This is a genomic window from Clostridiaceae bacterium HFYG-1003 (assembly GCA_024579835.1).
Classification (GTDB): Bacteria; Bacillota; Clostridia; order Clostridiales; family Clostridiaceae; genus JG1575.
This window is the reverse complement of the sequence record CP102060.1, coordinates 1589161-1615961: the sequence shown is the minus strand read 5'-3', so window position 1 is coordinate 1615961 and position 26801 is coordinate 1589161. Positions and strand designations below refer to the sequence as shown.

Genomic DNA, 26801 nt, shown 5'->3' with positions numbered 1-26801 from the left:
GGCTGTGGCAGAGGTCCAAAATATAATTCTTAAAACAGCTTGTTTGATTGATACTGGATCCCAAAACTCCTGTTGTTGGTGGGAACGCTTAATACGGGAGCGATAAAGGACAAGTGATTTTATACCAATTGATTCTGACCGACATTAATCCCCAATAATATGAACCGGAGGACGATGGCTTTGAAGAAAGTAACTGGAGTTTTCGTTGGATTACTGATTGTCTCGGCTGGGATCAACGCCTGGAAACTCATTCCGCCTTACCTGGCTGACTTTTCGGTAAAGTCAAAGATAGTTACATCCATTGTTGAAGTGAATGATCAATTTCTTGGTACGGATATTCTTGTGCCTGAGTTTGTGCCCTTTGAGAAGGATCCCTATGCCTATGTTTCAGTTCCGGAATACACACTGGTCAGGAGCCGGCAAAAGGGCGACTGGGACGGGTATGTCATATCGATCACACCAACAAAGTTATCAAACTCTCATTATTATCAACTGATGATTTCGGCTCAAACCACGGATCAATTCTCTGACAGGGAACTGACCTGGGAATTCCGAGACGTCAGCCATTATTATAGGCAAACGCAAAACGTTACTCCGGGAAGGTACACGAAGGTTTTGGGAACATTTCAGAAAGGACCGGTATATTATGAAGTCTCTGGTGAGATGACGGGGAAAATTGATGAGGAGCTCAAAACAGCCGCAATCGCTGAATTGCAGCTAATTATCGATCAAATGGATCCCGTCACCAGCGTGGTGAAAGAGAACTCTCCATAAATGATAAGTACTGAGTGTTTTGAAGTTTTCTACGTGCGTTATTACTAGAAAACGACCTCCCTCACAATGAAGAAACCACCTGGTAAAGACTCACGGGAGTCTTTACCAGGTGGTTTCTTCATTGAGAAGCAGTGAATTATTATGCCTGCTGAAGGTCTTTCATCCGGCGTTTGCTGGTCGGATCGGAGTTGCGCAGATCCCGGATCATGCCAATCATTCCGAGGAATGCAAAGAACAGACCCATGCCAAGATCAAGGATAGAACCCTTCAGGAATTCAATGTCGGTATAGGCTGCGGTCAGCATCAGCGGGATATCGCGAAGAGTAGCTTCGGCAATTTCACCATCATTGATCATCGTTCCTAGAATCAGGCCATCACTGAGCACATTCCCAAGAATGACACCGAACACTGAGGTGATGATGACAATCGCGATTTTTCCTTTGCCATATCGGCCTCCTGCCAGGTCATAACCCTTCTGAGCCAAAAATCCAATGACAAAGCCGAGCATGGAGACAAAGAATCCGAAAAAGAGAGCTACTGCCCAGGGGATGGCACCCAGAATAGCACCGGCCAAAGCTCCGAGAAAGCCCCGGCCATAGCTGCCGGTATCTTCTGAAATGAATTGCTCAACCAGGTTGGCAGACTGCATTTCCGCAGCAGATGAACAGCCTGGATGGACGTGGTGTGCCACCATCTCATCCAGTTTCCAGGGATCGGAGGGGCTGATGGAAGATCCGCATAACGGACAATACCCACTGCCAGTAAAACCATAGGATTTCAGCTGGGGCAGGATCCAGTTCAGAGCATCACGGAACTTATTCATGGTACCCGGATTATCGTGAAAGTTCACGACGACCGCGTCCTCATGAATATTCAGTGCGTTGATTCGGAAATTTTTCAAAAGCGAATCATCGTCCGGCAGGCTCGCCAGGAATGCATCAACCTTCTCAGCGTCAGGGGACTTGGTTGAGATACCAAGCAGCTTGTAGCCCATTCCTTCGGAAAACGTCACATTAAATCCAAGATATTCGCCATAGGCAACACCCTGATCGGTTTTTAAACCGAGTTCTTCTGCCAGCTTTTTTAAACCAGTTCCTACCATCAGTAACCTCACATAAAATAATTTCGATGTTCTCGTTTACTTCCAATCAATCCAGCGACTCATTGTGTTTTCATGTGTATATTATAACTGAAAATAAGCTTAATAAGTCTGATGAAATCCAATTATCATTTATTCTTCCTCATTAAACTGAAAAGATAGTAATCCAGAAGTTCAGGTTCTGATCCTCGAGCATGATATTGGACGGGAATAAGATGTCCGTTTCTGCAGAATGTTTCCTAACAATGAATTTATAATAGTGATAGAATGTTGGAGGAATCAGAGAACGATAGTAGGATGAGAATTATGCTGAGAAATTGTGGGAGGAATTCATTTGAACGTCTTTAACCTTATCGACGAGCATGTGCCTGCATGTGCTGAAATGATGTGCGATGTATACAATAACGAAATGTGGCAATGCCATTGGGACCTGGAAACCGCCTCTGAGTATCTGATGGATCTGGTGGAGTCGAACAAGTTTGTCGGCTTTGTGGTCGAGGATCAGAATGAGATTGTGGGCGCGATGTTCTGTAAGGAAAAGATCTGGTGGAATGCCAGTGAGCTGTATATTGAAGAAATGTTTGTCACTCCCAAACTGCAGCGGCAGGGGATTGGAACCATACTGATCCAGGAAGCAGAAAAATATGCGGTAGAACACAGTCTGGCCGGATTTACTCTGAATACCAATCGATTCGCACCTGCTCCGAAATTTTATGAAAAGAATAGATTTCAAACGAATGAAGCAGTTATTCTGATGTACAAGGAGTGCTCCCCTGAGGCGTAATCCCGTTTGATCCTTCGGTAAGTCGAATGCGATGGCTTGACACCTACATTCCCTGTAACTTATACTTCCATAGAATAAATAAGACAGTTCATTTGCACCATCCTGTCTCAAATCAAAACTAGGGCTTATGAGGATCTTAGGTGGCTGGTCGGTTTTTGGATCGATCAAATCACAGTTCGGATTTTTGAGGCGTAGTTTTTGCGCCTCTTTTTTATTAGGTTTTAGTTTTTGACATTTGCAGTCAGATGTCGGCGGGCAGATGACAGCGGGCAGATGACAGCAGGCAGATAAACTGTAGGATGGCAAGGGACTGTCAAGCGAAAGGAACAAATTAAGATGTATTATCTGAAGTCTGAGGAAAGTTTTGATTCAGCCCATTTTCTGGCAAATTACGAGGGCAAATGTAAAAATATCCATGGGCATCGCTGGCGCGTCCAGGTGGAGATCATGGAGGGTTTACTGCACACCGGAAATCACTTGGATGGCATGGTGGTGGATTTTAGAACGCTAAAGAGGGATCTCAAGAAAGTTGTGGAGGGCCTGGATCATGCCCTGATTATTGAAAAAGGATCGCTGAAGCCCTTAACCCTGTCAGCTTTACGAGAAGAAGGCTTCTGCGTCGCAGAGCTGGACTTTCGTCCCACGGCGGAGCGGTTGGCCAAATACTTCTTTGATCAGATGGCTGGCAGCGGATACCGCGTCAAGTCGGTCACGGTCTTCGAGACACCCAATAACTGCGCATCCTATGAGGAGAATCCGAATGACAAGATATAGAGTGGTCGAAAAGTTTGTCAGTATCAACGGGGAAGGACCCCGAGCCGGCCAGCTGGCAGTCTTTATCCGATTTCAGGGCTGCATCTGAACTGCACGTATTGCGATACCGCGTGGGCAAACCATGCAGAGGTTCCGTGTACACTGATGAATACAGAGGAGATCTGCCGGTATATCAAAGAAACCGGCATCCATCATGTAACACTGACCGGAGGGGAGCCGCTGCTCCATTCCGATCGACGAGAACTCATCGAAGCGATGTCAAGAGACCGCGAACTGTCTGTTGAGATTGAAACCAATGGGAGTATGGATCTGTCAGAAATTTCCCGGATCGACAATCCACCGGCCTTTACCATGGACTATAAGCTCCCGGGAAGCGGGATGGAGGGAAAGATGCTGGTTTCGAATTTTTCATGGCTGACAGCCAAAGATACCGTGAAATTCGTTGCCGGAAGTAGATTGGATCTGGACCGAGCCAGGGAAATCATCGATCAATACCAGTTGACCAGCCGGTGTCAGGTCCATATCAGTACCGTTTTTGGGCAGATTGAATGGTCAGAAGTTGTGGATTACATGAAAAACCACTTGATGAATAATGTTGTGCTCCAGATCCAGATGCATAAGGTGATCTGGCCGCCGGATCAACGAGGAGTCTGAAGCTGTGAAGGATTGTGAACCGATCATTTTTGGGGGGATTTGAATGAAAGCGTTGATTTTAATGAGCGGTGGCGTTGACAGTGCGACCTGCCTTGGGCTGGCCATCAGGGAATATGGCAGGGAGAATGTGCTGTGCCTGTCAATCTTCTATGGCCAGAAGCATACCAGAGAGAATGAAGCGGCTTTCCGTATAGCCAAGCACTATCAGGTGGAACTGATTCAGCTGGATCTGGCCAGAATATTCGAGTACAGCGACTGTTCCCTGCTCCGTCATTCTGATGGGGTAATACCTCATGAGTCCTATTCAGCTCAATTAGACAGAACCGGAGGCGCGCCGGTTTCCACTTATGTACCCTTCCGGAACGGTCTGTTTTTGTCGGTGGCTGCCAGTCTCGCCTTGTCCAGAGGCTGCAGCGTCATCTATTACGGAGCCCATGGAGATGATGCCGCCGGTAATGCTTACCCGGATTGCAGCCAGGCATTTAACCAGTCAATGAATCAGGCCATTGTGGCTGGCAGCGGGGAACAGGTAGAAATCATCGCTCCCTTCGTTTCCTGGAATAAGGCTGAAGTGGTTCAGAAAGGACTGGAACTGGGCGTACCCTTCGAATTGACCTGGAGCTGCTATGAGGGAGGAGAGGAACCCTGCGGAAGCTGCGGAACCTGCCGGGATCGGCAGAAAGCTTTTGAGAGCAACGGCGTGCCGGATCCGGCAATGAAAGGGAATAGCCAAGAAAAACAATTGAAGGAGGCAGCAGGCCAATGACAGGCAGAAGCGAATCTGATATGAATGGGATAACATTGCTGGGAAATCAGGGGACAAAGTACAGCATGGATTATATCCCCTCAGTCCTGGAAGTCTTCGACAACAAACACCCGGGGAATGATTATTTCGTTAAGTTCAATTGTCCGGAATTTACCAGCCTTTGTCCAATTACCGGACAGCCTGACTTCGCGACCATTACCATTTCCTATGTTCCGGATTTAAAAATGGTGGAGAGCAAGTCGCTGAAGCTCTATCTATTCAGCTTCCGCAACCATGGAGACTTCCATGAAGACTGCATCAACATCATTATGAAAGATCTGATCAATCGGATGGATCCCAAATATATTGAGGTCTGGGGTAAATTTACGCCGCGCGGCGGCATATCCATTGACCCCTACTGCAATTACGGCAAAGCGGATACCAGGTGGGAGGAAGTTGCCTGGAACCGACTGGTCAACCACGACCTTTACCCGGAAAAAGTTGACAACCGATAAGTCAAAGATACCAGCGCAAGTTTTTTCACTCGCCAGCATTTATGGGATTGCCCTGATCGACCGACCGCTCGCACTCACACAGAAAGAGAAATCTCCATGAATCAACCTGCAGCTCAGGATTTTCTGCTGAACTGCAGGTTGCTCCATTTCGTGAGAGAATCATTTGATTGAATCTGAGCTCTTTCAGCGATGAAACGCAGGATGTATAGTTAAATTAAACTGGAAACAATGTTCAGTGACAGCAGCAGTGACAGCAGCGGTGACAGCAGCGGTGACAGCAGCGGTGATGGCAGCGGTGATGGCAGTATATAATGGTCCCAGGAATTGAGACACGACAAACCGGTTCCATCCGAATTGAATGGAGAGTATGAGTAAGAAGAAAAAAAATCTATTGCCCTGATTTTAAAGCAAAGGTTGTGCTGGAGCTCTTAAGCGGACAGCATTCGCTCAATGAACTAGCCCAGATCCATCAAATCGCACCTGCCACGTTGAGCAGCTGGCACCGCCAGTTCCAGGAACGGGCAGCCCAGATCTTCCAGAGCAGACCGTCCGATCAGGAAGAGGCGCTCGCCCAAAAAGAGGAAGAGATCGCGGTCCTGCAGCAAAAAAGTCGGTCAGCTCAGCATCGAGTGTGACTGGCTAAAAAAAAATATCTGACGAAGTCTTTGGACCACAAGGAGCGCACCGAACTCGTAACCTCAGAAAATGAGACCCTGACCGTCAAGCGTCAGTGCGAATTGCATGACGTTAACAGGACCAGCGTCTACCGTACAAAGGAGGACCGGATAGACCACGGGGAATCAGAAGAGAATCTTACCCTCATGACGATCATCGACAAGATCCATCTGGAGCACCCGGCCTGGGGTTACCGCAAGATAGCCCACTATCTGCGCAATTCCGGCCACGACATCAACCGTAAGCGGTTTCGGCGCCTGATGCGCCTGATGGACATCCAGGCCCTGTATCATGGCCCGAACCTCTCCCGACGTTACCACTTGCAATACGTCCGGCCCTACCTTTTGAGGAACCTGGTTATCGAGCGAATCGACCAGGTATGGGGGATCGACATCACCTATGTTCCCCTCAAGAAAGGCTTCTTATACCTGTTCGTCATCATCGACTGGTTCAGCCGCAGGATCGTCGACTATGAGATCAGCTATAGCCTCGAGAAGGAGTTTGTCCTGCGCTGCCTTAGGCGTGCCTTGTGCGAGCGAAAGCCCGAGATCATGAACTCGGATCAGGGGAGCCACTTCACCTGTCCCGCCTACCTTAAGCTCCTGGACTCCTGCGGTGTTAAGGTCTCCATGGATGGCAAAGGACAGGCACTGGATAATGTACGGACCGAGCGGTTCTGATCACAGGGATCAGAAAGTACATCCACACCTACAACACCATTCGTCCGCATGCATCCCTGGGGGGCCTTACCCACTATGCTTTCTGCCAGAACCAATCAACCTATCACGCAGCCTGAACAAGGTGTTCGGATGAAATCAAAATCCGTGTCTTGACAATAGGGGGGCACTTTAGTAGTCATCACATCGGTGATCTCTGTGATGGAAAACCGGAAGGGGCTAACATCGATTTGCAGCGGAAGAATCTGTTCTGCTGCGAATGGAATCCAAACCTGAAAGGGTTGTTTCGAATACATTAGCTGCGATCATGCAGGTCAAGCAGCAAAGGGGACTTATGAAAGACAAAAAATCACTCTCAGTCAATGTCGTTGTTCTAGGAATCGTCAGCTTTTTTAATGATGTGGCATCAGAGATGGTTTATCCCATCATCCCCATATTCCTTACTTCCGTTTTGGGAGCCCCGGTTGAGCTGGTAGGGCTCATCGAAGGAATTGCAGAATCCACCGCCAGCTTTCTTAAGGTTGTATCCGGCTGGCTGTCAGATCGATTCCAAAAGCGAAAGATCTTTACAGTATTGGGCTACTCACTGTCCACGATCTCCAAGCTGGTTCTCGGACTAGCGCTGGGCTGGCCGATGATCCTGCTTGGGCGATTTCTGGACCGATTCGGAAAGGGCATCAGAACGTCAGCCAGGGATGCACTGATCGCGGAAAGTTCAGCCAGGGAGAATGTGGGAAAGGCTTTTGGATTTCACCGTGCGCTGGACACCGCCGGGGCTGCGATCGGTCCGTTGGCGGCAATCCTGCTGATGAATCGCTTCGGTGGGAATAACCTGCGGTCCATCTTCATTCTTGCCCTGATCCCAGGAATCATTGGGGTGATTCTGCTGGTGATATTTGTTCGAGAGAAGGCACCGGCCTCCTGTCAACATCCGCCTCAGTTCAGACTTTCGAATCTGACTTTTGAATATAAGGTGTTTCTGATTGTCAGCGCGGTGTTCGCCATCGGAAATAGCTCAGACGTTTTTTTAATCCTGCGGGCACAATCCTTGGGCATGTCCACCACTTCAACCATTCTGGCGTATGTCGTATTTAACCTGGTTTATTCGCTCCTGTCTTATTTCACCGGATCATTAAGCGATGCGCTGGGGGCTGGGAAATTGCTGGCAGGAGGCTTCTTCCTGTTTGCGGTCACTTATTTCCTGTTGGGAATCAATCAGTCCACCACGATGATCTGGTTCCTCTTTGCATTGTATGGTGTCTATATGGCCCTGACCGAAGGGATCAGCAAGGCTTATATCACTCAGACAGCCAGTCAAGAGGTGATTGCCACATCCTTTGGGGCCTACCAGACAATCATGGGCATCTGCACATTCTTTTCCTCATTGCTTGCGGGACTTTTAAGGACCCATATAGATCCCAGTGCCCCGTTTCTCTTTGGGGCGATTCTGGCAGTCTGCGCCGGTTTCCTGTTTATCTTCTTTGGGAAGGTGAAGGGATCCGGGAACAGGGATCACCACAGCGGATCAGGCGCTGGGTTGTCTGCAAATGAAGCTGAGCACATTAAACGAAACAGAAAGGAATGATCTGATGAAAGAACTTCAACTCACAATTCATATACAGGCTTCCAAAGAAAGCGTCTGGGCAGTTCTCTGGAACGACGAGACGTTCCGGGACTGGGCAAATATCATCGACGAAGGGACGTATCTGGAAGGAGAGATGGAGCTGGGAAATCAAATCCAGTTCATTTCCTCTGTGAATGGCTATGGGGTAACCAGTTTGATTGAACAGCTCCGTCCTTTTGAATATGTCCTGTTCCAGCATGCGGCAGACACCCAGGGAAACGGGATCGAAGATCGCGAGAAAGAATGGACCGGAGGGAAAGAAAGCTACTCATTGACAGAACATCATGGAATAACCACATTGGTTCTGAGGACTGATGTTCCTGAGGAGCTGGTGGAAATTTTTGAGACCAGACTTCCACTGGTGATGGAGCGGATTAAGCAGCTGGCAGAATCCAGGGCATAATTGATTCAGTCGAATGAAAGATCATTTGATCATCCCCACCTTCTGATCATTGCTCACTGATCAGGAGTTGGGGATTCTTAATTTGACTATTTATGGATTCATCGGCTGTTGGAGGAGGCCGTATTTCCATTGGTTAAACGAATAAGACTCTCAGTTTGATTATGAAGCGATCACTTAGAATCACAGTAGATCGATAAAACAGATGGAACGCCCTGAATGAAGCGATTTTCTGGGTTATCACTTGTTCCGGGCGATGAGGGGAAATCCTGGAACCCATGAAATGGTCTGCCGGATGATTTGCAATGAAATCCACCGAGAGTAGAGCAAATGATGGGCTGAGCCATTCGTATAAGAATGGCATCTTCCGGAGCAGGGTACTGATGATTTGAGGGGAAAGTGGTGTTATCATCAGGAGAAAGGGGGAAGGGATATGGCTGGTTTGAAAGTTCTGCTGGTGGATGATGAGGCGGGGATCCGGGATCTGATCAGGGAATATATGGCGTCAGGAGACTATCAGGCGCGGATGAAGCGTCAGATGGGGTCATGGCATTGGAAATGCTGACATTGAAAGACTACGACATCGTGGTTCTGGATATCATGATGCCCGGGATGGATGGCTGGTCCGCAACCAGAAGCATTCGAAGCATCTCGGATGTCCCTATCATCATGCTGTCGGCTCGGGGAGAGGAATACGACAAACTGCTAGGCTTTGAGATGGGCATTGATGACTATATGGTCAAGCCCTTCAGCCCCCGTGAGCTCCTGGCCCGGATCCGGGCTATTACTTCCAGGAAAGCGCAGGCAGGCCTGTCCTGGGGCTCATGGCTTGCCATTGGTGAGCTCAGGATTGATCCGGATAGTCGCAGGGTGCTCCTGGGCGGAGAGGCTGTTTCGCTGACACCGAAAGAGTTTGATCTCCTTTATTTTTTAGCAAAGCACCCAGGAAAGGCATTTTCCAGAGAGCATCTCCTGACGGCTGTCTGGGGGGTGGATTTTCAGGGGGACAGCCGGACAGTTGACACTCACATCAAACAGCTCCGCGAGCGTCTGCAGGAGGAGCGAAGGCTCATCGTCACCGTCTGGGGCCATGGTTATCGGCTGGATCCGGAGGTGAAACCATGAAGGGCATCTCGCTGAAGCTTTTTCAGGGCATGATGATTCTGGTCACGATCATGCTGGCCTGCCTGTGGCTCTTCCAGATCGTATTTCTGGAGGACTTTTACAGCACCCGACAGATCCGGCTGATGCAGGATAAGGTATCCGCCGTCGCGGCTCGAATCAATACCGTGGGGTGGGAGGAACCGGGACTGACCATAGAAATTCAGGAGATAGCCGAGGTCTACCATTCAGTGCTCGGTCTCTATGACAGCCAGGGAACGGTAATCTTGGAGGCTGGCCGCGAGTCAGGCGAAGGAACCGGTAAGTTTTACGATAAACACATGAGAGAACTGGCCGAGCAAACCATCCAGACCAAAACCGTGACGGTAAAGGAAGAGCGGACGCGGACCGGGGCTCACTTTCTGGTAGTGGCCTGTCCCTCTGGCGACGGGGTCCTGGCCGCCGCTGTTCCTCTGGCTCCGGTGGCAGACACCGTATCCATCCTGAAAAGTCAGCTCGCCTATGTCACCGGTATTTTGCTGGTCATAGCTTTTCTCCTGTCACTGGTTCTTTCCAGACGTTTTGTCAGGCCGATTCAGAACCTGTCAACCTATACCCGGGCCATTGCTCAGGGGGGCTTCGCTCAGGATTTCGCAGTGACAGGAAACGACGAGATCGCTGCTCTGTCCCGCGATATCAGGGAGATGGGGCATGAGCTGGGACGAACTGAGCAGCTCCGGAAGGAGCTGATCGGCAACATCTCGCATGAACTTCGCACACCGCTGAGCCTGATTAAAGGGTATGCCGAAACCTTGCGGGACGTCACCGGTCATGATTCAGACAAGCGAACCAGGCAGCTGGGGATCATCATCCAGGAGACTGACCGGCTGTCCCGGCTGGTGGATGACATTCTCAGCATGTCACGTCTGGATTCCGGTGTTGTGACGCTCTCGCTTGACCGGGTGGATCTGTCGGAACTGGCCCGTCAGATATCAGAGCGCTTCATGGATCTCTCGGACCGTTCCGGAATCCGTCTGACGCTCGAACTGGAGACTGGCTGCACCATTCGAGCTGACCGGCGGTATATGGAACAGGTTTTAGTCAACTTGCTGAGCAATGCCATTCGCTATGCCCGCGAGACGGTCACAATTTCGGTTTCTAAGAAGGAGGATCAGGTCGAACTGCGGGTAGCAGATGACGGTCCGGGGATCCCGCCGGAAGAACTTGCCCGGATCTGGGAAAGATATTACAAAGGTGCCAAATCCACGAACATCGGAACCGGCCTTGGCCTGGCCATCGTGAAAAGCATCCTGGAGTCCCATGGATTCTCCTATGGTGCACAGAATCTGGATACCGGCGGAGCCAGCCTGTTCTTTGCTGCCCGCATAGCCCGCTGATCCCGCCGGCTGACATCACAATCGCTCAGTTTTGACGAAAACACCTCACAGATCCATCACATATTCGCGATATGATTTGAATGTAAAAGAAACGGATTCGATCATGTGGGGGAATCATTATGAAACGAAAACCAAAACTCAGACTTTATGTCCAGATCTTCTTTTTCACGCTCATCGGCCTCATCGCCGTCAATCACACCCTGGCAGAAGCCGGCCGGGGAATTCCATTGTTAGCCGATGCTTCGCTGCATGCCCTTTGTCCCTTCGGCGGCGTGGTGACCCTGTATAATCTGGGTACCCTCGGAACCTTCGTCCAGAAAATCCATATGTCCTCCGTGATCCTGATGGTGCTAGTCTTTCTCCTGGCGATCCTGTTCGGGCCTGTCTTCTGTGGTTGGGTCTGCCCCCTGGGATCCTTTCAGGAGTGGATCGGCAAGCTTGGAAAAAAACTCCTTGGGAAACACTTCAGTCAGGTGATCCCGGCAAGCGTCGACAAGGTTTTAAAATATGCCCGCTACCTCGTGCTCATCTGGGTCGTTTATGTTACCGCCCGGTCGGGATACCTTATGTTTGCGGAGATTGATCCCTACAATGCGCTCTTCTCGTTCTGGTCCTCGGAAGCAGCGATCCCCGGACTTATCATTCTGCTCATTACCATGGCGGCTTCACTGGCCGTATCCAGGCCCTGGTGCCGGTATGCCTGCCCCTATGGGGCTTTGCTGGGGCTGTCCAATAAAGTCAGGATCTTCAGCATCCGGCGGAACGATTCGACCTGCATCAGCTGCCACCAGTGCGACAAAAGCTGCCCCATGGGAATCGTGGTATCGAACAAGGGAAAGGTCACAGATCTCCACTGCATCAGCTGTCTGGAGTGCACCTCGGAGCAGGCTTGTCCAGTCCCTGACACCGTAAATCTGATGAATGGCATCTTCATGATCCAGCCAGACACGAAGGGGGAGGAAAAAGCATGAAAAAGATCACTTCAAGATTTCTCGCGCTGACTGTATTCCTGCTGATCTTTGGCGGGATTGGGGCAACCATCCTGACAGATCTCTGGACCACGAAATCCACGAAAACCCCGGTGACCTTTCCGGACGGGGAGTTTAAGGGACAGTATAATCCCGCCGATATCCGAGGCTCCTACACCTTTACGGAAGTAACGGAGCTGTTCCAAGTCAAACTTTCGGATCTTTATGACGCCTTTGGCATACCGGCAGGGACGGACGGTACCACCATACAGACCAAGGTTCTCGAAGAAATGTATCCGGATCTCCCCCATGAGATCGGCAATGGGTCGGTTCAGCTGTTCGTTGCACTGTATAAAGGACTGCCAGCGGAACTGGATGGCGATACGTATCTGCCCGCACCGGCCCGGGAGATTCTCCTGAAGTCCAACAGCAGGCTCACCAGTGAGCAAAAGGAATACATCGACGCTCATCTCCAGGACCTTTCCCAACCGACTGTTGATGGGACGGACACCACACCATTGAGTGGGTCCGGCATTTCCACCACATCACCCAGTGGGTCGGGCAGTTCCACGACACCAAAAACCACGGCGGCGGATCATGTGGAACCTTTAGTAAAGGGAGCCACGACATTCCAGCAAGTCCTGGATGCAGGCATCACCCAAGTTCAGATTGAAACGATCCTTGGGGCTGCGATGCCCCCCGGCAATACCACAATCAAGGCTTACTGCCTGGAACAGGGGATTTCCTTCTCGGAAATCAAAGACCAGCTGAACGCCCTGGCTGACCGATAATCAGACCCCAGCCGAACCGGGAGACCCGGAGCGGCTGGGTTTCCTTAATTCTGTGGCTGAACTGACGAAATCGGGTTGCGTCTGAATTTTTCACTGAGCTTCAGAATTTTGTTCTGACCTTGTTGTCGACAACGGCATTAATGATATCATGGATTATAAAACGGTAAGAAATCGGATTGCGATCCTTGAAAATCGCAAAATAACAGCTTAAGGCGAGGACCACAGGTGAGAGGGTTAGGAACACTGTTTAATGTCATAGGCATCATGGCAGGGGGAATTGTCGGAAATTTGATCGGACACCGCTTAAAGTCCAAAATGCAGGAAACATTACTGACGATGACCGGAATCGGAGTTGTCATCCTGGGGATCGGTGGCGCGTTGAGTCAGATGCTTTCAGTGGTTGACGGGAAGCTGACCTCCAGCGGTTCGATGATGATGATCATCAGCTTAGCCGGCGGAGCCGTCATGGGAGAGCTCCTGCAAATTGAGAATAAGGTATTCCAGTTCGGTGACTGGCTGAAGCGAATCAGTCACAGTGGTGAAGACAATCGATTTATGTCCGGCTTTGTTTCCGCCTCCTGTACCGTGTGTATCGGAGCCATGGCGGTGATAGGTTCGATCCAGGACGGGGTCAGCGGTGATTACTCGGTGCTTGTCGCCAAGGGAGTCATTGACGCGATCATAATTTTCGTCATGACAGCAGCTCAGGGGAAAGGGAGTATTTTCTCGGCGGTACCAGTCGGCCTGTTCCAGGGGAGCATCACGCTACTGGCATATTTTGCAGGTGATTTTCTGCCGGCTCAGGCCATCAGCAACCTGTCCTTCGTCGGTTCCATCCTGATCCTCTGCGTCGGTTTGAACCTGGTTCGCGAGAAGCAAATTCGCGTAGCCAATACATTGCCGGCTGTGGTCATTGCAGTGGTCTTTGGGTATTTCCAATAGCCGGTGCCATGTTTCAGGCCTGACCTGACCCACAGGAATCCAGGGCAGCCATGCAAACCGGGAGCGTCCGGCGTCGACGGATCATTTCACGAACCGCAATCGTCATGTCCGGAGCTTCCTCGCGCCACAGGTGTGGAGTCAGACAGCGAACGGAGTTAGCCAGAGCATCCCTCGATAAGAACGGATGCTCTGGCTAACTCCGTTCCAGTTCTCTTCCCGGAGGATCATATTCGCTGCAGCTTGACTGGCATAGACAGAACCAAGGATTTTAAGAGGTGTGTCATAAAAGGTCTGTTTCTTAATTAACAATTGCAGGAGCTGATCGTTGGACTTTTGGATTGTGGAGAAAGCTTTGAAAAAGGTGAACGTTCACTGGAACGCTCAAATAATGGTTGAAGAGGGTTTAACAAGGGAGTAACATATAGAAAATATCATCACAAAAAAGAGGTGATAACAAGACAAATTTCCTTTTATGTGCTTCCGCCGCGGAAGCTGAATGGAGTAAATTAAGTCAAGTTCACGAAAGATTAAGCACCAGTTTTGCCAAACTGTGAAAACGTTGACATGGAGAAAATACTAACAAGCATTGAAAACACTAAAAAATAAGGGTGTCGTTTCAAAGTTCTGTTTGATTCGTGTAGTGTGCCGGGACAGGATTTAATCACTGCAAGACCTGCTGTTTATTGCATTTCCCATTTTTGAATTATCTTTACGGGGGGATCGTATTTCATGAAATCAATTGTAAATAGAAATCGAATCAAAGTGAATGTCAACGGAAGAGAAGTAGAAGTCTATGAGGATCTGACCATCCTGCAGGCGCTGACCCAGGAGGATATCTATGTGCCGCACCTTTGTTACGACATCCGTCTGGAGCGTGCCAACGGCAACTGTGGGCTGTGTGTCGTGGAACTGGGGGAAGGGGAGGATAAAGTTGAAGTGAAATCCTGCCAGACGCCGGTGAAAGAAGGCATGGTGATTCATACAACCAGCGAGAAACTAACCGCATACCGGAAAATTCGTCTGGAACAGCTGCTGTCAGACCATAACGCGGACTGCGTTGCTCCCTGCGTCAATACGTGTCCGGACAACGTTGATATTCAGAAGTATCTGCGCCATGCTCAAACCGGCAACTTTGCGGATGCCCTGAGAACGATCAAGACCACGAATCCATTTCCGGTGGTCTGCGGCCGTGTCTGTCCTCACCCCTGCGAGGCAGAATGCCGGAGAAATCTGGTCGATACACCGGTAGCCATTAATAATGTCAAACGGTTTGTCGCAGATCTGGACCTGGATGGTTTAAGCCCTTATATGCCCAAAGTCAAACCCGCGACGGGCAAGCGAATCGCGATCATCGGCGCCGGTCCATCCGGAATGACGGCCGCTTATTACAGTGCGATCAACGGTCATGATGTCACGATCTTCGAGCGTCAGCCCCATGCCGGCGGCATGATGCGGTATGGCATCCCGGAATATCGGCTGCCCAAGGCAACCCTCGACAAGGAAATCAACATGATCCGGAACCTCGGGGTCAAAATCATTACGGGAAAGGAAGTCGGAACCCATATTACCCTGACGGATCTCCAGAAGGATTTTGACGCGGTGTATCTGGCGATCGGTTCCTGGGGTGCCACTCCGATTCAGTATGAAGGTGTCTGGATGGGCATCCAGTATCTGGAGAAAACCACCAAGGGTCTGGATACGAAAACCGGCAAGAACGTGGTGGTCATCGGCGGAGGTAATACAGCCATCGACTGTTCCAGAACCGCGATCCGAAGCGGAGCGGAAAATGTCACGGTTCTGTACCGCAGAAGCCGCGAAGAAATGCCGGCTGAGCCCTATGAGATTGAAGAAGCTCTCGAAGAGGGCGTCAAGATGGAATTCCTGATTTCCCCGGAGAAAATCGTTGCCAAAGACGATAAAATGCTGCTGCACTGTATCCGGATGGAGCTGGGTGAACCGGATCGTTCGGGAAGAAGGCGCCCCATCCGCATTGAAGGCAGTGAAACCATCATTGAAGCGGATACCGTCATCGGTGCCATCGGCCAGACCACGGATACCAGATTCCTGTACAATGACCTCCCGGTCCGGTTGAATAACTGGGGTGATGTGGATGTTAACGGCAGAACCTTTGAGACATCCGAGCGCAAGATCTTTGCCGGCGGTGACTGCGTTACCGGTCCGGCAACGGTGATTCAGGCCATTGCGGCCGGCCGTCACGCCGCGGAATCCATCGACTGCTTCCTGGAGAAAGGCTACGTGAAACCCCATGACGTGGATTTCAGCTGCAGCCGCGGAACCCTGGAAGACCTGCCCAAGTGGGAATTTGAGGAAATGCCCCGGCTGAACCGGACTCAGGGCGCGACCATCGATCTGGAACGGAGAAAGTCCAGCTACACCGAGGTTGAACTGGGACTGACAAAAGAACAGGCTATGGAAGAAGCTGCCCGCTGTCTGCAGTGCGGCTGCAAGGAGCGGTATGACTGCAACCTTCGGAATACCGCAACCGAGCATGGCATTCACTATAAGAAACCCGCACACGTACGGCCATACTTCCCGATTGTGGAGGATCATCCCTTCATCACCAGAGATCATAATAAATGCATATCCTGCGGGCGCTGCATTGCTGCCTGTGCAGAAGTTGAAGGTCCGGACATTCTGACCTTCTACATTCGGGACGGCCGTCAGATCGTTGGCACCAAGAGCGGCCTGCCGCTGCAGGAAACGGACTGCATCAGCTGCGGCCACTGCGTCAATGCCTGCCCCTGCGGCGCGCTGAGCTACAAGACGGAAAAAGACCAGGTATTCTCCGCGCTGAATGATCCCACCAAGACGGTGGTTGGCTTTGTCGCCCCGGCGGTTCGAGCCATTGTCGCCGAACACTACGGTTTAACGGCAGAGCAGGCAACCCCCTTTATGGCAGGCATGCTGAAACGGATGGGCTTCAAGAAAGTATTCGATAATGCCTTCGCCGCCGATCTGACCATTCTGGAAGAAACTAATGAGTTCCTGACTCGTGTAACCAGCGGCGGTGTCATGCCTCAGTTCACCTCCTGCTGTCCGGGCTGGGTAAACTTCGTGGAACGCCGCTATCCGGAAATCATCCCGCATCTGTCCACCTGCAAATCTCCTCAAATGATGATGGGAGCGACGATCAAGAGCCACTTTGCCAAAGTAAGCGGCATTGACAAAAAAGACTTGTTCGTTGTTTCCGTGGTCCCATGCATTGCCAAGAAGTATGAAGCCAAACGCCCCGAATTCGCCCCGGATGGCGTTCCGGATGTGGATGCGGTCATCAATTCCCTGGAACTGCTCGAAATGCTTGAAATGAAAGGCATTGAAAAAGAGGACATCTCCGCACAGGACTATGATGATCCGTATAAGATCGGAACAGGAGCCGGCATCCTCTTCGGAAATTCCGGCGGCGTTGCGGAAGCTGCCTTGAGACTGGCAGTGGAGAAACTGTCGGGGGTTCCCCTGGGGGATCATGTCGATTTTACGGAGATCAGAGGTTTTGACGGCGTCAAGGAAACGACCATCGAGGCCAACGGCATGAAGGTCCGGGTAGCCGTCATCAGCGGCTTGAACAATGCCGAACCGATCCTTCAGAAAATGGCTGACGGTGAAGAAATCGGCTATGATCTCATTGAAATCATGGCATGCCCCGGCGGCTGCATTTCCGGTGCCGGGCATCCGGTCCCGAAAAAAGTCGGAACTCTGGAACAGCGCGGTCAGGTGATTGTGGATGCGGATAAAGGTTCGAAATTCCGGAAGTCGCAGGACAACCCGGACATCCTGAAGCTGTATCATGATTTCTTTGGAGATCCCAATTCTCATCTGGCTCATGAGCTGCTGCACACTCATTACACTCAGGTCAAAGGGGATACGCTGGGACGCAATGTGGTTCGCAAGAGCAACTCCGCGTTCATCACCCGTGAGTTTGACATCTGTGTCTGCGACAAATGCGCTGCCTTAGGCTCCAGAGAACTGTATGAGCATACGGCAAAGAAAATAAAGGAAGAGAACAAGGAAGCCTTTGCCCGAGTCAGAACCATCCGACTGAAAGAGAATCATCCCGGTGATGGGATTTATGTGACTTTGGACGGAAAGGTCATCGAGTCCGGAAAACTGAGCAATATCTATCGGACCATTAAAGAGAATCTTTAAAGATCTCAGAAAATAATGCCAGACCAAGATCCCGCCGGGCAATCCCCGGCGGGATTATTTCTTCTGTTTCATGGCCCGCTTCATTTTGGATGGTTCGGACTGAATCTCCAGGACTGAATCTCCAGGACTGAATCTCCAGGACTGAATCTCCAGGACTGAATCTCCAGGACTGATTCTCCAGGACCGAATCTCTGCGACGGAATCTCTGCAAGCGGATCGTCTGAAGCGCTTATTGAATCTTGCGATGTGCGATGAGATATTGTGAAACCAAAGCTGACGGACATCAGCAGTCAAAACGGAATTGGACCAGAAAGCGATACAGAAGAAATGCGGTCTGAAAGGGATGATAGAGGTTGGGCAATTCCAGACTAAGCGCAATGAGGGACGTTCAAAAAATAAAAAAGAATAAGTATCCTGTAAATGTGGTATACTACCTTAGTCTATATCCTCGGTGAACTTCACCGGAGGAGGTTTACCAGCAAACAACAACATCTCTCTGCCGTCACCGGAAGCTTGTTTGTCAATTAATACTATGTGTCGGCGGAGGAAATGTGAGATCAGATGAATTTTAAAGAGTTAAATGTAATAGGGCCGATTTTGAAAGCCCTGGAAAAAGAAAAGTACGAGTCGCCCACTCCGATTCAGGAACAGGCGATACCCCATATCTTAAAGCAGCGTGACCTTCTGGGCTGTGCTCAGACCGGTACCGGCAAAACAGCAGCATTCGCGGTACCCATGCTTCAGCTGCTGTCAAAGAAAGGCGGATCCGGCAAAGGAAACCGTTCGATCAAAGCCCTGGTGCTGACGCCTACCAGAGAACTGGCCATCCAGATCTATGACAGCTTCAGAACCTACGGCCAGTTTACGAACCTCACCTATGGCGTGATTTTTGGCGGTGTGTCTCAGGTTCCCCAGGAACAGGTGCTTCGAACAGGAATTGATATCCTGGTAGCGACCCCAGGGCGGCTCAACGACCTCATTGGTCAGGGGCTGATTAATCTGAAGGCGCTGGAGATCTTTGTATTGGATGAAGCTGACCGCATGCTGGACATGGGCTTTCTGAACGATGTGAAGAAAGTCATTCGACAGTTGCCGGCAAAAAAGCAAACCCTTCTGTTTTCGGCAACGATGTCTCCGGATATCATGGAAATTGCCAACTCCATCCTGGTCAAGCCAGAAAAGGTGTCTGTCACCCCGGTATCATCCGCCGTTGATACGGTCCAGCAGGTTTTATACCATGTTGACAAGGGAAATAAGAAAGAACTTCTGAAACTCCTGCTGCAGGATCCAACCATTGATTCTGCGCTGGTATTCAGCCGGACCAAGCATGGTGCGGATAAAATCGTGAAAGATCTGGAGCGGGCTAATATCAAAGCCGCTGCGATTCATGGCAATAAATCCCAGGGGAACCGCCAGACGGCGTTAAGCAATTTCAAGAACCGGGTCACCCGGGTCCTGGTAGCCACTGACATTGCGGCTCGCGGAATTGATATCGATGAGCTGTCCCATGTCTTCAATTATGATTTGCCCAATGTTCCGGAGACCTATATCCATCGCATCGGCCGAACCGGAAGAGCAGGTCTGGAAGGCACAGCCATTTCTTTCTGTGATTTCGACGAAAAGCCGCTTTTGAAAGATATTGAAAAGTTGATGGGCAAAAAGGTTCCTGAAGTGAAGAACCACCCCTATCCGATGGTTGTTCTGACCCCTGCGGTCAAAGCAGAGCCCCAGAGGCCGGCTAACCCAAGAAAGAACTCGAAAGCACCGGTTCAGAATCAGCCCAGAGCTGCAGGAACTCGGAAACAACAGCAGAAAACGCACTGCCAATAGAACATTCGGAAGAATACACCCCAGTGGAGTGCATAACCCAGAACCAAAATGGAATAATGACCTGAAAAGGGCTCTTCTGACTGGTGTCAGAAGAGCCCTTTTTCAATACAAGGCAGCCCTAATGTTTTTTGATAAGGATGATAAGGATGATAAGGGTTATTTGGATTAATCGGATTGAACGGCTTTACGAAACGGATCTTTTGGGTAGCCGCAAGAGTTGACACATTGGCGAGTTCGTGATTTTCTAAGGGTATAGCCGCCAGTCGGGCTCGATCAGCCTGCTCAGTCAGACTCATAAGAATCAGGCTGTGCCAAAGACCAGGCGAACGATACGGAGGTAGGAGAATGATTGGAGCAATCATCGGAGATATTGTCGGGTCAAGGTTTGAGCGCAACAACCACCGGAGCAAGGAATTTGAGCTGTTTACTCCGGAGTGCCAGGCAACGGATGACAGCATCATGACCCTGGCAGTAGCCCGGGCAATCATGGAAGCGCAGAAATATATTGAGGCAGGAGCAGAGCCAATGAGTGATTCTTATCTGGAACTGCTTAGTAATCTAACGGTGAAATCGATGCAGTCCCTGGGACGCAAATACCCCAACTGCGGCTTCGGCGGTCGGTTCATCTACTGGGTCTTTAGTTTGAATCCGCAACCCTATTATAGTTTTGGCAATGGCTCCGCCATGAGGATCAGTCCAGTGGGGGATCTTGCACATACTGAATCCGAGGTCATCGCCTGGTCCAATGCGGCCACCCGAGTGACTCATAATCACCCCGAAGGGTTAAAGGGAGCGGAAGCCACCGCGCTGGCGATTTATTTGGCCCGACAGGGCGCTTCAAAAGAGGAGATTCGCAGCAAGATCACCCAGCGGTATTATCCCCTGGATTTCACGATTGATGGGATCCGCAGCAGCTACAAGTTCGATGTAACCTGCCAGAATTCGGTTCCCCAGGCGATCCAGGCATTTCTGGAATCTTCTTCCTTTGAGGATGCCATTCGCCTGGCAATTTCTGTGGGAGGGGACAGTGACACCTTGGCTGCCATTGCGGGAGGGATTGCTGAAGCTCATTATGGAGTACCGGAACCCCTCAGACAAAACGCCTTGAGCTATTTGGATGAGGAACTAAGGGGCATCTATGACGACTGGATGGCATTTATGGGCGGAGAGAGACGGAACTAACATGTGCACTGATCTGTGGGATTGGCAGCTGCTGTAGCCCCATCAGCTGAATCAGTGATATGAAACAGACACGGAGTATCCTGTTCTCATCATCGGTAGAGTCATTCAGACAAAGAAATAGTACGAAGAATCGTTCGGTGGATCGTCTCTTTTTGATCGGATGCGATATGATAGAATCATAAGATTATTGCGAAAGAACTGTTAGAAGCAATCAGATGAAAAATAAATATTTCGGGAGGAACTATGAAAGTTGTAGCGTTTAACGGAAGTCCAAAACGGGAAGGAAATACTTATGAAGCGTTGAACCTGACACTGGCCGAACTGTCCAGTCAGGGAATTGAAACAGAACTGATCCATGTGGGGGCTCAGCAAATCGCGGAATGCACCGCCTGCGGCATGTGCGCGAAAAACAGGGATGAACGCTGTGTTCTGACCGGAGATGATGTCAATCTCTGGATTCAGAAGATGAAAGAAGCCGATGGGATTTTGTTTGGATCACCGACGCATTTTTCGGGGATTTCCAGCAAGATGAAATCGTTCATGGATCGTGCGTTTTATGTTTCCGGGAATAACGGCGGCCTGTTCCGGCATAAAGTGGGAGCGCCGGTCATTGCGGTCCGCCGGTCCGGCGGAGTTCCCGCCTATGACATGATCAACCGCTACCTGCTCTACTCAGAGATGCTGGTTCCAGGAGCTAACTACTGGAACGTGATTCATGGAGCCGTTCCGGGCGAGGCCGGACAGGATGCGGAAGGAAGTCAGACTCTGCAGATCCTGGGCCGGAACATGGCCTGGCTGCTCCAGGTGGTTGAAGAAGGCAAGAAGACGATACCGGCTCCGGAGCCGGTCAAGAAAGTTCGCATGAACTTTATTCGCTGATCCCAGACCAGCCACGAAGTGAGAACTGTCGCAGCCGGTTTGACGCAGATATTGAGCTGGCCCCAGGGCCAGTTCTTTGCATGGAGGGAAGGAGAAACAACTTGGAACATACAATTCGCAGCTATTGTGAGGCAGCTGCACAGGACGAGCTTTTTTCGGGGGCTTGTCTGGTCAAGCAGGGAAACCAGGTAATTTATCAGGGATCCTTTGGACTGGCTCATCGGGGATATGGCATTCCTAACCGGCTGGATACCCGGTTTGATATTGCTTCGGTAACCAAGCTGTTTACGGCAGCAGCGGTCCTGCGTCTGGCGCAGGAGGGAACCCTTCGTTTGGAAGACCGGATATCGGATTTGATTTCGTTGGAAGGGACGGAAATTCCGAATAACGTCACCCTTTACCATCTTCTGACTCATACCTCCGGCATCGCGGATGATGCGGATGAAGAGGCGGGAGAAAGCTATTCAGATCTGTTCATCACCAAACCGAATTATTCCATCCGAACAACCAGGGACTTCCTGCCGCAGTTTGCCTATAAACCACCTGTGTTCCCAGCCGGCACGGCGGTTCGGTACAACAACTGCGCCTTTGTCCTGCTGGGACTGGCCATCGAAGCGGTGACCGGCCGGACCTACCGTGACTTTGTTCAGACCGAGATTTTTGATCGTCTCGGAATGGATCGGTCCGGTTTCTTCGCGATGGACGGGATCGACCCGGATGTAGCGGAAGGATACATTGACCTGCGGGATGAACAGGGGATGATCATAGGCTGGAAGAAAAATATCTATTCCTATCCGCCCATCGGCTCACCGGATGGCGGAGCCTATTCCACCGTCACGGATCTGGACCGCTTTCTGCGCAAGGTACACTTCGGGGAACTGCTGAATCCGACATATACCGATTTATTTCAAACACCCCGGATTATTCAGTCCAGGCCCTACCGTTGGAGCCGATTCCCCGATGCGACGATTCGCAATGGATTTGGCTTTGAATTCATTGAAAGCGGAGAAACGATTCTTTGCCTGCGAAAAGATGGGATGAATGAAGGGGTTGCGGCCATGGCAGCCTATTACCCGCAAGCTGACCGGAGCATTGTCCTTCTGGCCAATCAGGGAGCGGATGTCTGGGCTCTGCATCGAAAGATTCAGGATCTGCTGTTTGATCAATCGGGAACCGGAATATAGCAGAAGCGAATCTCATCCCGGGGAGGAACGATCCTGGTGAAATTAACTTGAAAGAGGAGACTACCAAACATTGAGTGATTTACGCATTAAGCCGACTTTGCGAGGGGATCGGGTGATCCTGCGCCCCTTTGAACCAGGCGACGGGGAGCTCATGCTGAAGATTCTAGCCGACCCGGAACTGCAAAAACTGACCGGATCCTGTACTTCGGATGAAGAAGGCGCCCAGGCGTTATCCCATGAGGAAACCCGGCGGGTCAGCCAATGGTATGAGACCAGGAACGAACAGACCGACCGTCTGGATTTGGCCATCGTAGACCGCGCCACCGGTCAGCTGGTGGGGGAAGTTGTCTTTAATGACTGGGACGAAAAAGCCCGGTGCGTCAACTTTCGGATTCTGATCGGAGCACCTGGGCGAAATCGCGGACTGGGACAGGAAGCCATTCGCCTGTTTGTGCGCTATGGTTTTGAAGCCCTGAACCTGAACCGAATTCAGCTGGAAGTGTTTGATTTCAATCCCAGAGCCCTGGCGGTATACCGGAAAACCGGCTTTGTCTTGGAAGGAACCAGCCGGGAGGCATTTTATTTTAATGGAAGGCCGGTGGATGTCCACCAGATGGCCATCCTCAGGAGAGAATACAGGCCAGAGCCTGAATGCGAAAGCAAAGAGTGAACGGATTTCAGATCGAACATCCGGGTGTTGTTCCGGGGTTCGGCTGTATCCTGGCAGGTTGTTGATTGGATTAAGTACCGCAGAAGGAAGGTGTCTGTGTGGATTGGATTATCGTTGGAATCATCATTGCACTCATCCTGCTGTATACTGTGATTTCGGATTTTTTCCCGCATCGAATGGGAATCGGAGCATGGAAGCGGCATTATCGAGCGGGCGTGGTACTCACTTTTGATGATGGCCCGGACCCGGATCATACTGGGAAATTTCTGGATTTGCTGAAAGAGAATGAAACTCAAGGAGTGTTTTTTCTTGTGGCGGAACAGGCTCAGCGCCATCCGGAGATTGTCAAGGAAATTCTGGAGCAGGGTCATCAGATTGGCCTGCACGGGATGGTTCATCAGCATGGCTGGCGGATGGGACCATTCCGGACATGGCAGAACTGGACCAAGGGAAAACAGGTGCTGGAGGCAATCACCGGAGGTCCGGTGGTATGGATGCGGCCGCCCTGGGGCGTGTTTAATCTGATCAGCCTGATCTGGGTGAAAACCCATGGCATAAAAGCAATTCACTGGAGCCTGGAAGGTCATGACTGGAACGCGTCCTCAGAGCAGGAGATACTGGAACGGATTCGTCCGGGACTGCGCGATGGAAGCATCCTGCTGCTCCATGACGGAGACCGGACTGGGAAAGCACGCCAGACACTCAAAGCCACGGAGCAGCTGATTCATCTGATTACCAGGGAGGCCAGACTTCCCATCGTTCCACTGGAATTGCCGGACTGGACCTGGTCCAGGCGACTGATGTACCGGCTGTGGGAAACCTGGGAGCGCTTTTACGCCAGGCAGATGGGTATTATCAACATTGATGATGTCAATATTTATCGAATCAATCCCATTCAGTATGACGGACCGGATCTGGTGAATGAAGCAGGCGATCTGATTGCCCAAGCAGGCGACCGGGTACTGGAGCTTCATGTGAACAGCCCCCGGCTGCAGACCGCAGAAACGGACCCTGTTCGGATTGCGATCGGAGTTCTGCGCCAGACAAAAAATTCCCTGCCGGTGCTTGCCCGCTATATCCAACAGCAGCCGGAGTATCAGGATATCCAGGTTCTGGTCAGCAAAACACTGCTCAATCGGGGACTGAAAGGGTTGGGGTTTGAGGTGACCGAACTGGAAGATACTCTTCACAATCGCTGGATTGGATTCATGCAGAGACTGATTCTGAAAGTCTACCATCCCCAAAATGAAGGCACACATATGGGTCAGCCCAAGATGGTCTGGATGACCCGAGATGTCTTAATGACAAAATGGCTGCCGAAAGCTCAAAACCATACAGAGTAAACACCCGAGCTCCCGTGATACAATGAAATCACGGGAGCTCGATGCAAAAAAAGCGCCGGGGGCGGCTGCCCATTTTTGAAAAAACAGAATTTCATGAGATTAATTGATGAACAGAAACACAGCATGATCCTGCTGAATAAAGTGGACCCAAAAGAACGGATTATTATGAGCTGCTCCTGCTTCCGTCCGGATCATCAATGCTGGTTGTATGAGGCAAGTCAAGTCAGAAAGACAAGCTTCATCGCTCATCCGTCTCGAGAGTTATTTTGTGACCGACAAATGGACAGACCGACACGCAGGCAGACAGACTTCCACATAGACAGACAGACATCCACATAGACAGACAGACATTTACATAGACAGACAGCCGGACTGGCAGTCTGACAAATAAGTAATATTGGAGGATTAATAATTAATGATGATTGAGGAATGGATTCCAAGAATGCACCAGCTGGAAGAGGAATATTATGAGGAATTCTGCGAGCGGACGGATGACCAGGGGGTCAGTCGATACCAGGATGACTTGATCCATGATATGTATTCCCATAACTTCACACTGATTCGAGAACCGCTTGCCAAGGATGAACTGGCGAGTTTCATCGAACGGGAAATCGAACGGAGAAAGCAGGGGGGCAAGGATTTCCTGATGCTGAAGTTTCCTGCGGCGGTGGATCACACGGACATTCCGGAGCGATACCGCGACGGAGCCACCGATATTGAGTATTACCGGCTGCCGCTTGTAGTCGTGCAGCGCCTGCCTGAACGGGAGGATCTGGAGATCATTCGTGTATCCGAACTGCTGCTGGATGAGGCTGCGGAACTGGATGAACTGTGTGAAGACGGAGAGTCCCTGGATTTCACGCAGCGGCGGTTTCAGCGGCGAAGCCAGGTTTATCTGAGCGATTCAGGTCCGGATCAGTATTTGGCCCTCCTGGACTGGGAGGCGGTGGGATCCTGCGATTTTTACTCGAATGGGACGACCTGTACTTTGGAAGACTTCACGGTCGACCCGGAGTATCGCAGACAGGGCATTGGGACCTCGCTCCTGAAATCTCTGGCACTGAGAGCTTATCACCAGGGATGTGATCTGGTGTTTCTGACAGCAGACGCCAAGGAAACCGCCCGGGAAATGTACCAGAAGCTGGGATTTGAAAAAATGACAGAATCGACAGAACTGCTGATTAAGTTTTAGCTATTCCGGCTCAGCTGAGGAACGGATCGAAGGAGACTGAGGATATGGAGAAAGAGCGATTCTTTGAGAACCATCGGGAAGTCATGGATCTCTATCAGAGCCTGGAACAGGCATTGATCGAGCGTCATCCGGACATCACCGCCAGGGTATCCCGCTCCCAAATTGCCTTTTGGAATGACCGGCCCTTTGCCTGGGCCTGGCTTCCGATTCGTTCCGGGATCAAAGGCCGACCGGAGCACTATCTGATCGTGAGCTTTGGCCTGAACCGGGAAATCAGACATTCGCGGCTGATCGATACGACAGAGCCCTATCCAGGCCGGTGGACGCACCACACCATTTTGGGCAGCCGGGAAGAGCTGGATGAGAAGCTGATGGGCTGGCTGGAAGAGGCTTATCGCTGGAAAAAGAAAAAATAGATCTTGGGAAGGGCAAGGAGA

The 26801-nt window shown here is 50.8% G+C and carries 22 protein-coding genes and 3 pseudogenes; 23 read left to right on the top strand and 2 right to left on the bottom strand.

Annotated elements, in window-relative coordinates; all coding sequences use genetic code 11:
- The first annotated feature begins 180 nt into the window (after positions 1 to 180).
- Entirely contained in the window at positions 181 to 774 is a 594-nt protein-coding gene (locus NQU17_07255; GenBank protein UUM13346.1) for a hypothetical protein, read from the top strand.
- 139 nt (positions 775 to 913) lie between these two features.
- Here NQU17_07255 and NQU17_07250 read toward each other — a convergent pair whose 3' ends face one another.
- Positions 914 to 1876 carry a hypothetical protein gene (locus NQU17_07250; GenBank protein UUM13345.1) on the bottom strand — a complete coding sequence of 321 codons (963 nt, stop codon included), beginning with the start codon at positions 1874 to 1876 and terminating at the stop codon, positions 914 to 916.
- Positions 1877 to 2207: 331 nt separating this feature from the next.
- Here NQU17_07250 and NQU17_07245 point away from each other — a divergent pair, with 331 nt between their 5' ends.
- From NQU17_07245 to NQU17_07175, 15 genes and pseudogenes are all read left to right on the top strand, one after another.
- Entirely contained in the window at positions 2208 to 2657 is a 450-nt protein-coding gene (locus NQU17_07245) for a GNAT family N-acetyltransferase (protein UUM13344.1), read from the top strand.
- A gap of 336 nt (positions 2658 to 2993) precedes the next feature.
- The gene (queD, locus tag NQU17_07240; protein ID UUM13343.1) at positions 2994 to 3431 is read left to right on the top strand and encodes a 6-carboxytetrahydropterin synthase QueD; all 438 of its coding nucleotides are present in this window, start codon (positions 2994 to 2996) and stop codon (positions 3429 to 3431) included.
- Positions 3418 to 4085: pseudogene (gene queE / locus NQU17_07235) on the top strand (putative 7-carboxy-7-deazaguanine synthase QueE). The gene queD and the pseudogene queE overlap by 14 nt, the downstream one beginning before the upstream one ends.
- Before the next feature lie 43 nt (positions 4086 to 4128).
- Positions 4129 to 4851 carry a 7-cyano-7-deazaguanine synthase QueC gene (queC, locus tag NQU17_07230; GenBank protein ID UUM13342.1) on the top strand — a complete coding sequence of 241 codons (723 nt, stop codon included), beginning with the start codon at positions 4129 to 4131 and terminating at the stop codon, positions 4849 to 4851.
- The gene (gene queF / locus NQU17_07225; GenBank protein UUM13341.1) at positions 4848 to 5345 is read left to right on the top strand and encodes a preQ(1) synthase; all 498 of its coding nucleotides are present in this window, start codon (positions 4848 to 4850) and stop codon (positions 5343 to 5345) included. The genes queC and queF overlap by 4 nt, the downstream gene beginning before the upstream one ends.
- A gap of 386 nt (positions 5346 to 5731) precedes the next feature.
- A pseudogene (locus tag NQU17_07220) lies at positions 5732 to 6816 on the top strand (IS3 family transposase).
- A gap of 215 nt (positions 6817 to 7031) precedes the next feature.
- Positions 7032 to 8282: an MFS transporter gene (locus tag NQU17_07215; protein UUM13340.1), complete on the top strand. Its 1251-nt coding sequence runs from the start codon at positions 7032 to 7034 to the stop codon at positions 8280 to 8282.
- Positions 8283 to 8286: 4 nt separating this feature from the next.
- A complete protein-coding gene (locus NQU17_07210; GenBank protein ID UUM13339.1) occupies positions 8287 to 8724 on the top strand; it encodes a hypothetical protein in 438 nt (145 codons plus the stop codon).
- Positions 8725 to 9154: 430 nt separating this feature from the next.
- Positions 9155 to 9846 (top strand): annotated as a pseudogene (locus tag NQU17_07205) (response regulator transcription factor).
- Entirely contained in the window at positions 9843 to 11219 is a 1377-nt protein-coding gene (locus NQU17_07200; GenBank protein UUM13338.1) for a HAMP domain-containing histidine kinase, read from the top strand. The pseudogene NQU17_07205 and the gene NQU17_07200 overlap by 4 nt, the downstream one beginning before the upstream one ends.
- A gap of 119 nt (positions 11220 to 11338) precedes the next feature.
- Positions 11339 to 12190, top strand: coding sequence for a 4Fe-4S binding protein (locus NQU17_07195; protein UUM13337.1), 852 nt, complete (start codon positions 11339 to 11341; stop codon positions 12188 to 12190).
- Positions 12187 to 12978, top strand: coding sequence for a hypothetical protein (locus NQU17_07190; protein ID UUM13336.1), 792 nt, complete (start codon positions 12187 to 12189; stop codon positions 12976 to 12978). The genes NQU17_07195 and NQU17_07190 overlap by 4 nt, the downstream gene beginning before the upstream one ends.
- 225 nt (positions 12979 to 13203) lie before the next feature.
- Positions 13204 to 13920, top strand: coding sequence for a DUF554 domain-containing protein (locus NQU17_07185; GenBank protein ID UUM13335.1), 717 nt, complete (start codon positions 13204 to 13206; stop codon positions 13918 to 13920).
- Between the two features lie 729 nt (positions 13921 to 14649).
- Complete coding sequence (locus tag NQU17_07180; protein UUM13334.1) at positions 14650 to 18084, top strand: [FeFe] hydrogenase, group A; 3435 nt, start codon at positions 14650 to 14652, stop codon at positions 18082 to 18084.
- A 561-nt stretch (positions 18085 to 18645) separates the two neighbouring features.
- Complete coding sequence (locus tag NQU17_07175) at positions 18646 to 19914, top strand: DEAD/DEAH box helicase (GenBank protein ID UUM13333.1); 1269 nt, start codon at positions 18646 to 18648, stop codon at positions 19912 to 19914.
- A gap of 86 nt (positions 19915 to 20000) precedes the next feature.
- On the opposite strand, the gene NQU17_07170 is transcribed toward NQU17_07175, so the two are convergent.
- Positions 20001 to 20210: a hypothetical protein gene (locus tag NQU17_07170; protein UUM13332.1), complete on the bottom strand. Its 210-nt coding sequence runs from the start codon at positions 20208 to 20210 to the stop codon at positions 20001 to 20003.
- Positions 20211 to 20259: 49 nt separating this feature from the next.
- Between NQU17_07170 and NQU17_07165 the strand changes: the two genes are divergently transcribed.
- From NQU17_07165 to NQU17_07135, 7 genes are all read left to right on the top strand, one after another.
- Positions 20260 to 21096 (top strand): ADP-ribosylglycohydrolase family protein, encoded by an 837-nt coding sequence (locus tag NQU17_07165; protein UUM13331.1) that lies wholly within the window; start codon positions 20260 to 20262, stop codon positions 21094 to 21096.
- 243 nt (positions 21097 to 21339) lie between these two features.
- Positions 21340 to 21975 (top strand): flavodoxin family protein, encoded by a 636-nt coding sequence (locus NQU17_07160; protein ID UUM13330.1) that lies wholly within the window; start codon positions 21340 to 21342, stop codon positions 21973 to 21975.
- A gap of 101 nt (positions 21976 to 22076) precedes the next feature.
- On the top strand, positions 22077 to 23159 hold the full coding sequence (locus tag NQU17_07155) for a beta-lactamase family protein (GenBank protein UUM13329.1): 1083 nt from the start codon (positions 22077 to 22079) through the stop codon (positions 23157 to 23159).
- A gap of 70 nt (positions 23160 to 23229) precedes the next feature.
- Complete coding sequence (locus NQU17_07150; protein UUM13328.1) at positions 23230 to 23829, top strand: GNAT family N-acetyltransferase; 600 nt, start codon at positions 23230 to 23232, stop codon at positions 23827 to 23829.
- Positions 23830 to 23927: 98 nt separating this feature from the next.
- Positions 23928 to 25172, top strand: coding sequence for a polysaccharide deacetylase family protein (locus tag NQU17_07145; GenBank protein UUM13327.1), 1245 nt, complete (start codon positions 23928 to 23930; stop codon positions 25170 to 25172).
- A 415-nt stretch (positions 25173 to 25587) separates the two neighbouring features.
- On the top strand, positions 25588 to 26364 hold the full coding sequence (locus NQU17_07140) for a GNAT family N-acetyltransferase (GenBank protein UUM13326.1): 777 nt from the start codon (positions 25588 to 25590) through the stop codon (positions 26362 to 26364).
- Between the two features lie 44 nt (positions 26365 to 26408).
- The gene (locus tag NQU17_07135; protein UUM13325.1) at positions 26409 to 26780 is read left to right on the top strand and encodes a DUF5655 domain-containing protein; all 372 of its coding nucleotides are present in this window, start codon (positions 26409 to 26411) and stop codon (positions 26778 to 26780) included.
- Positions 26781 to 26801: the final 21 nt, after the last annotated feature.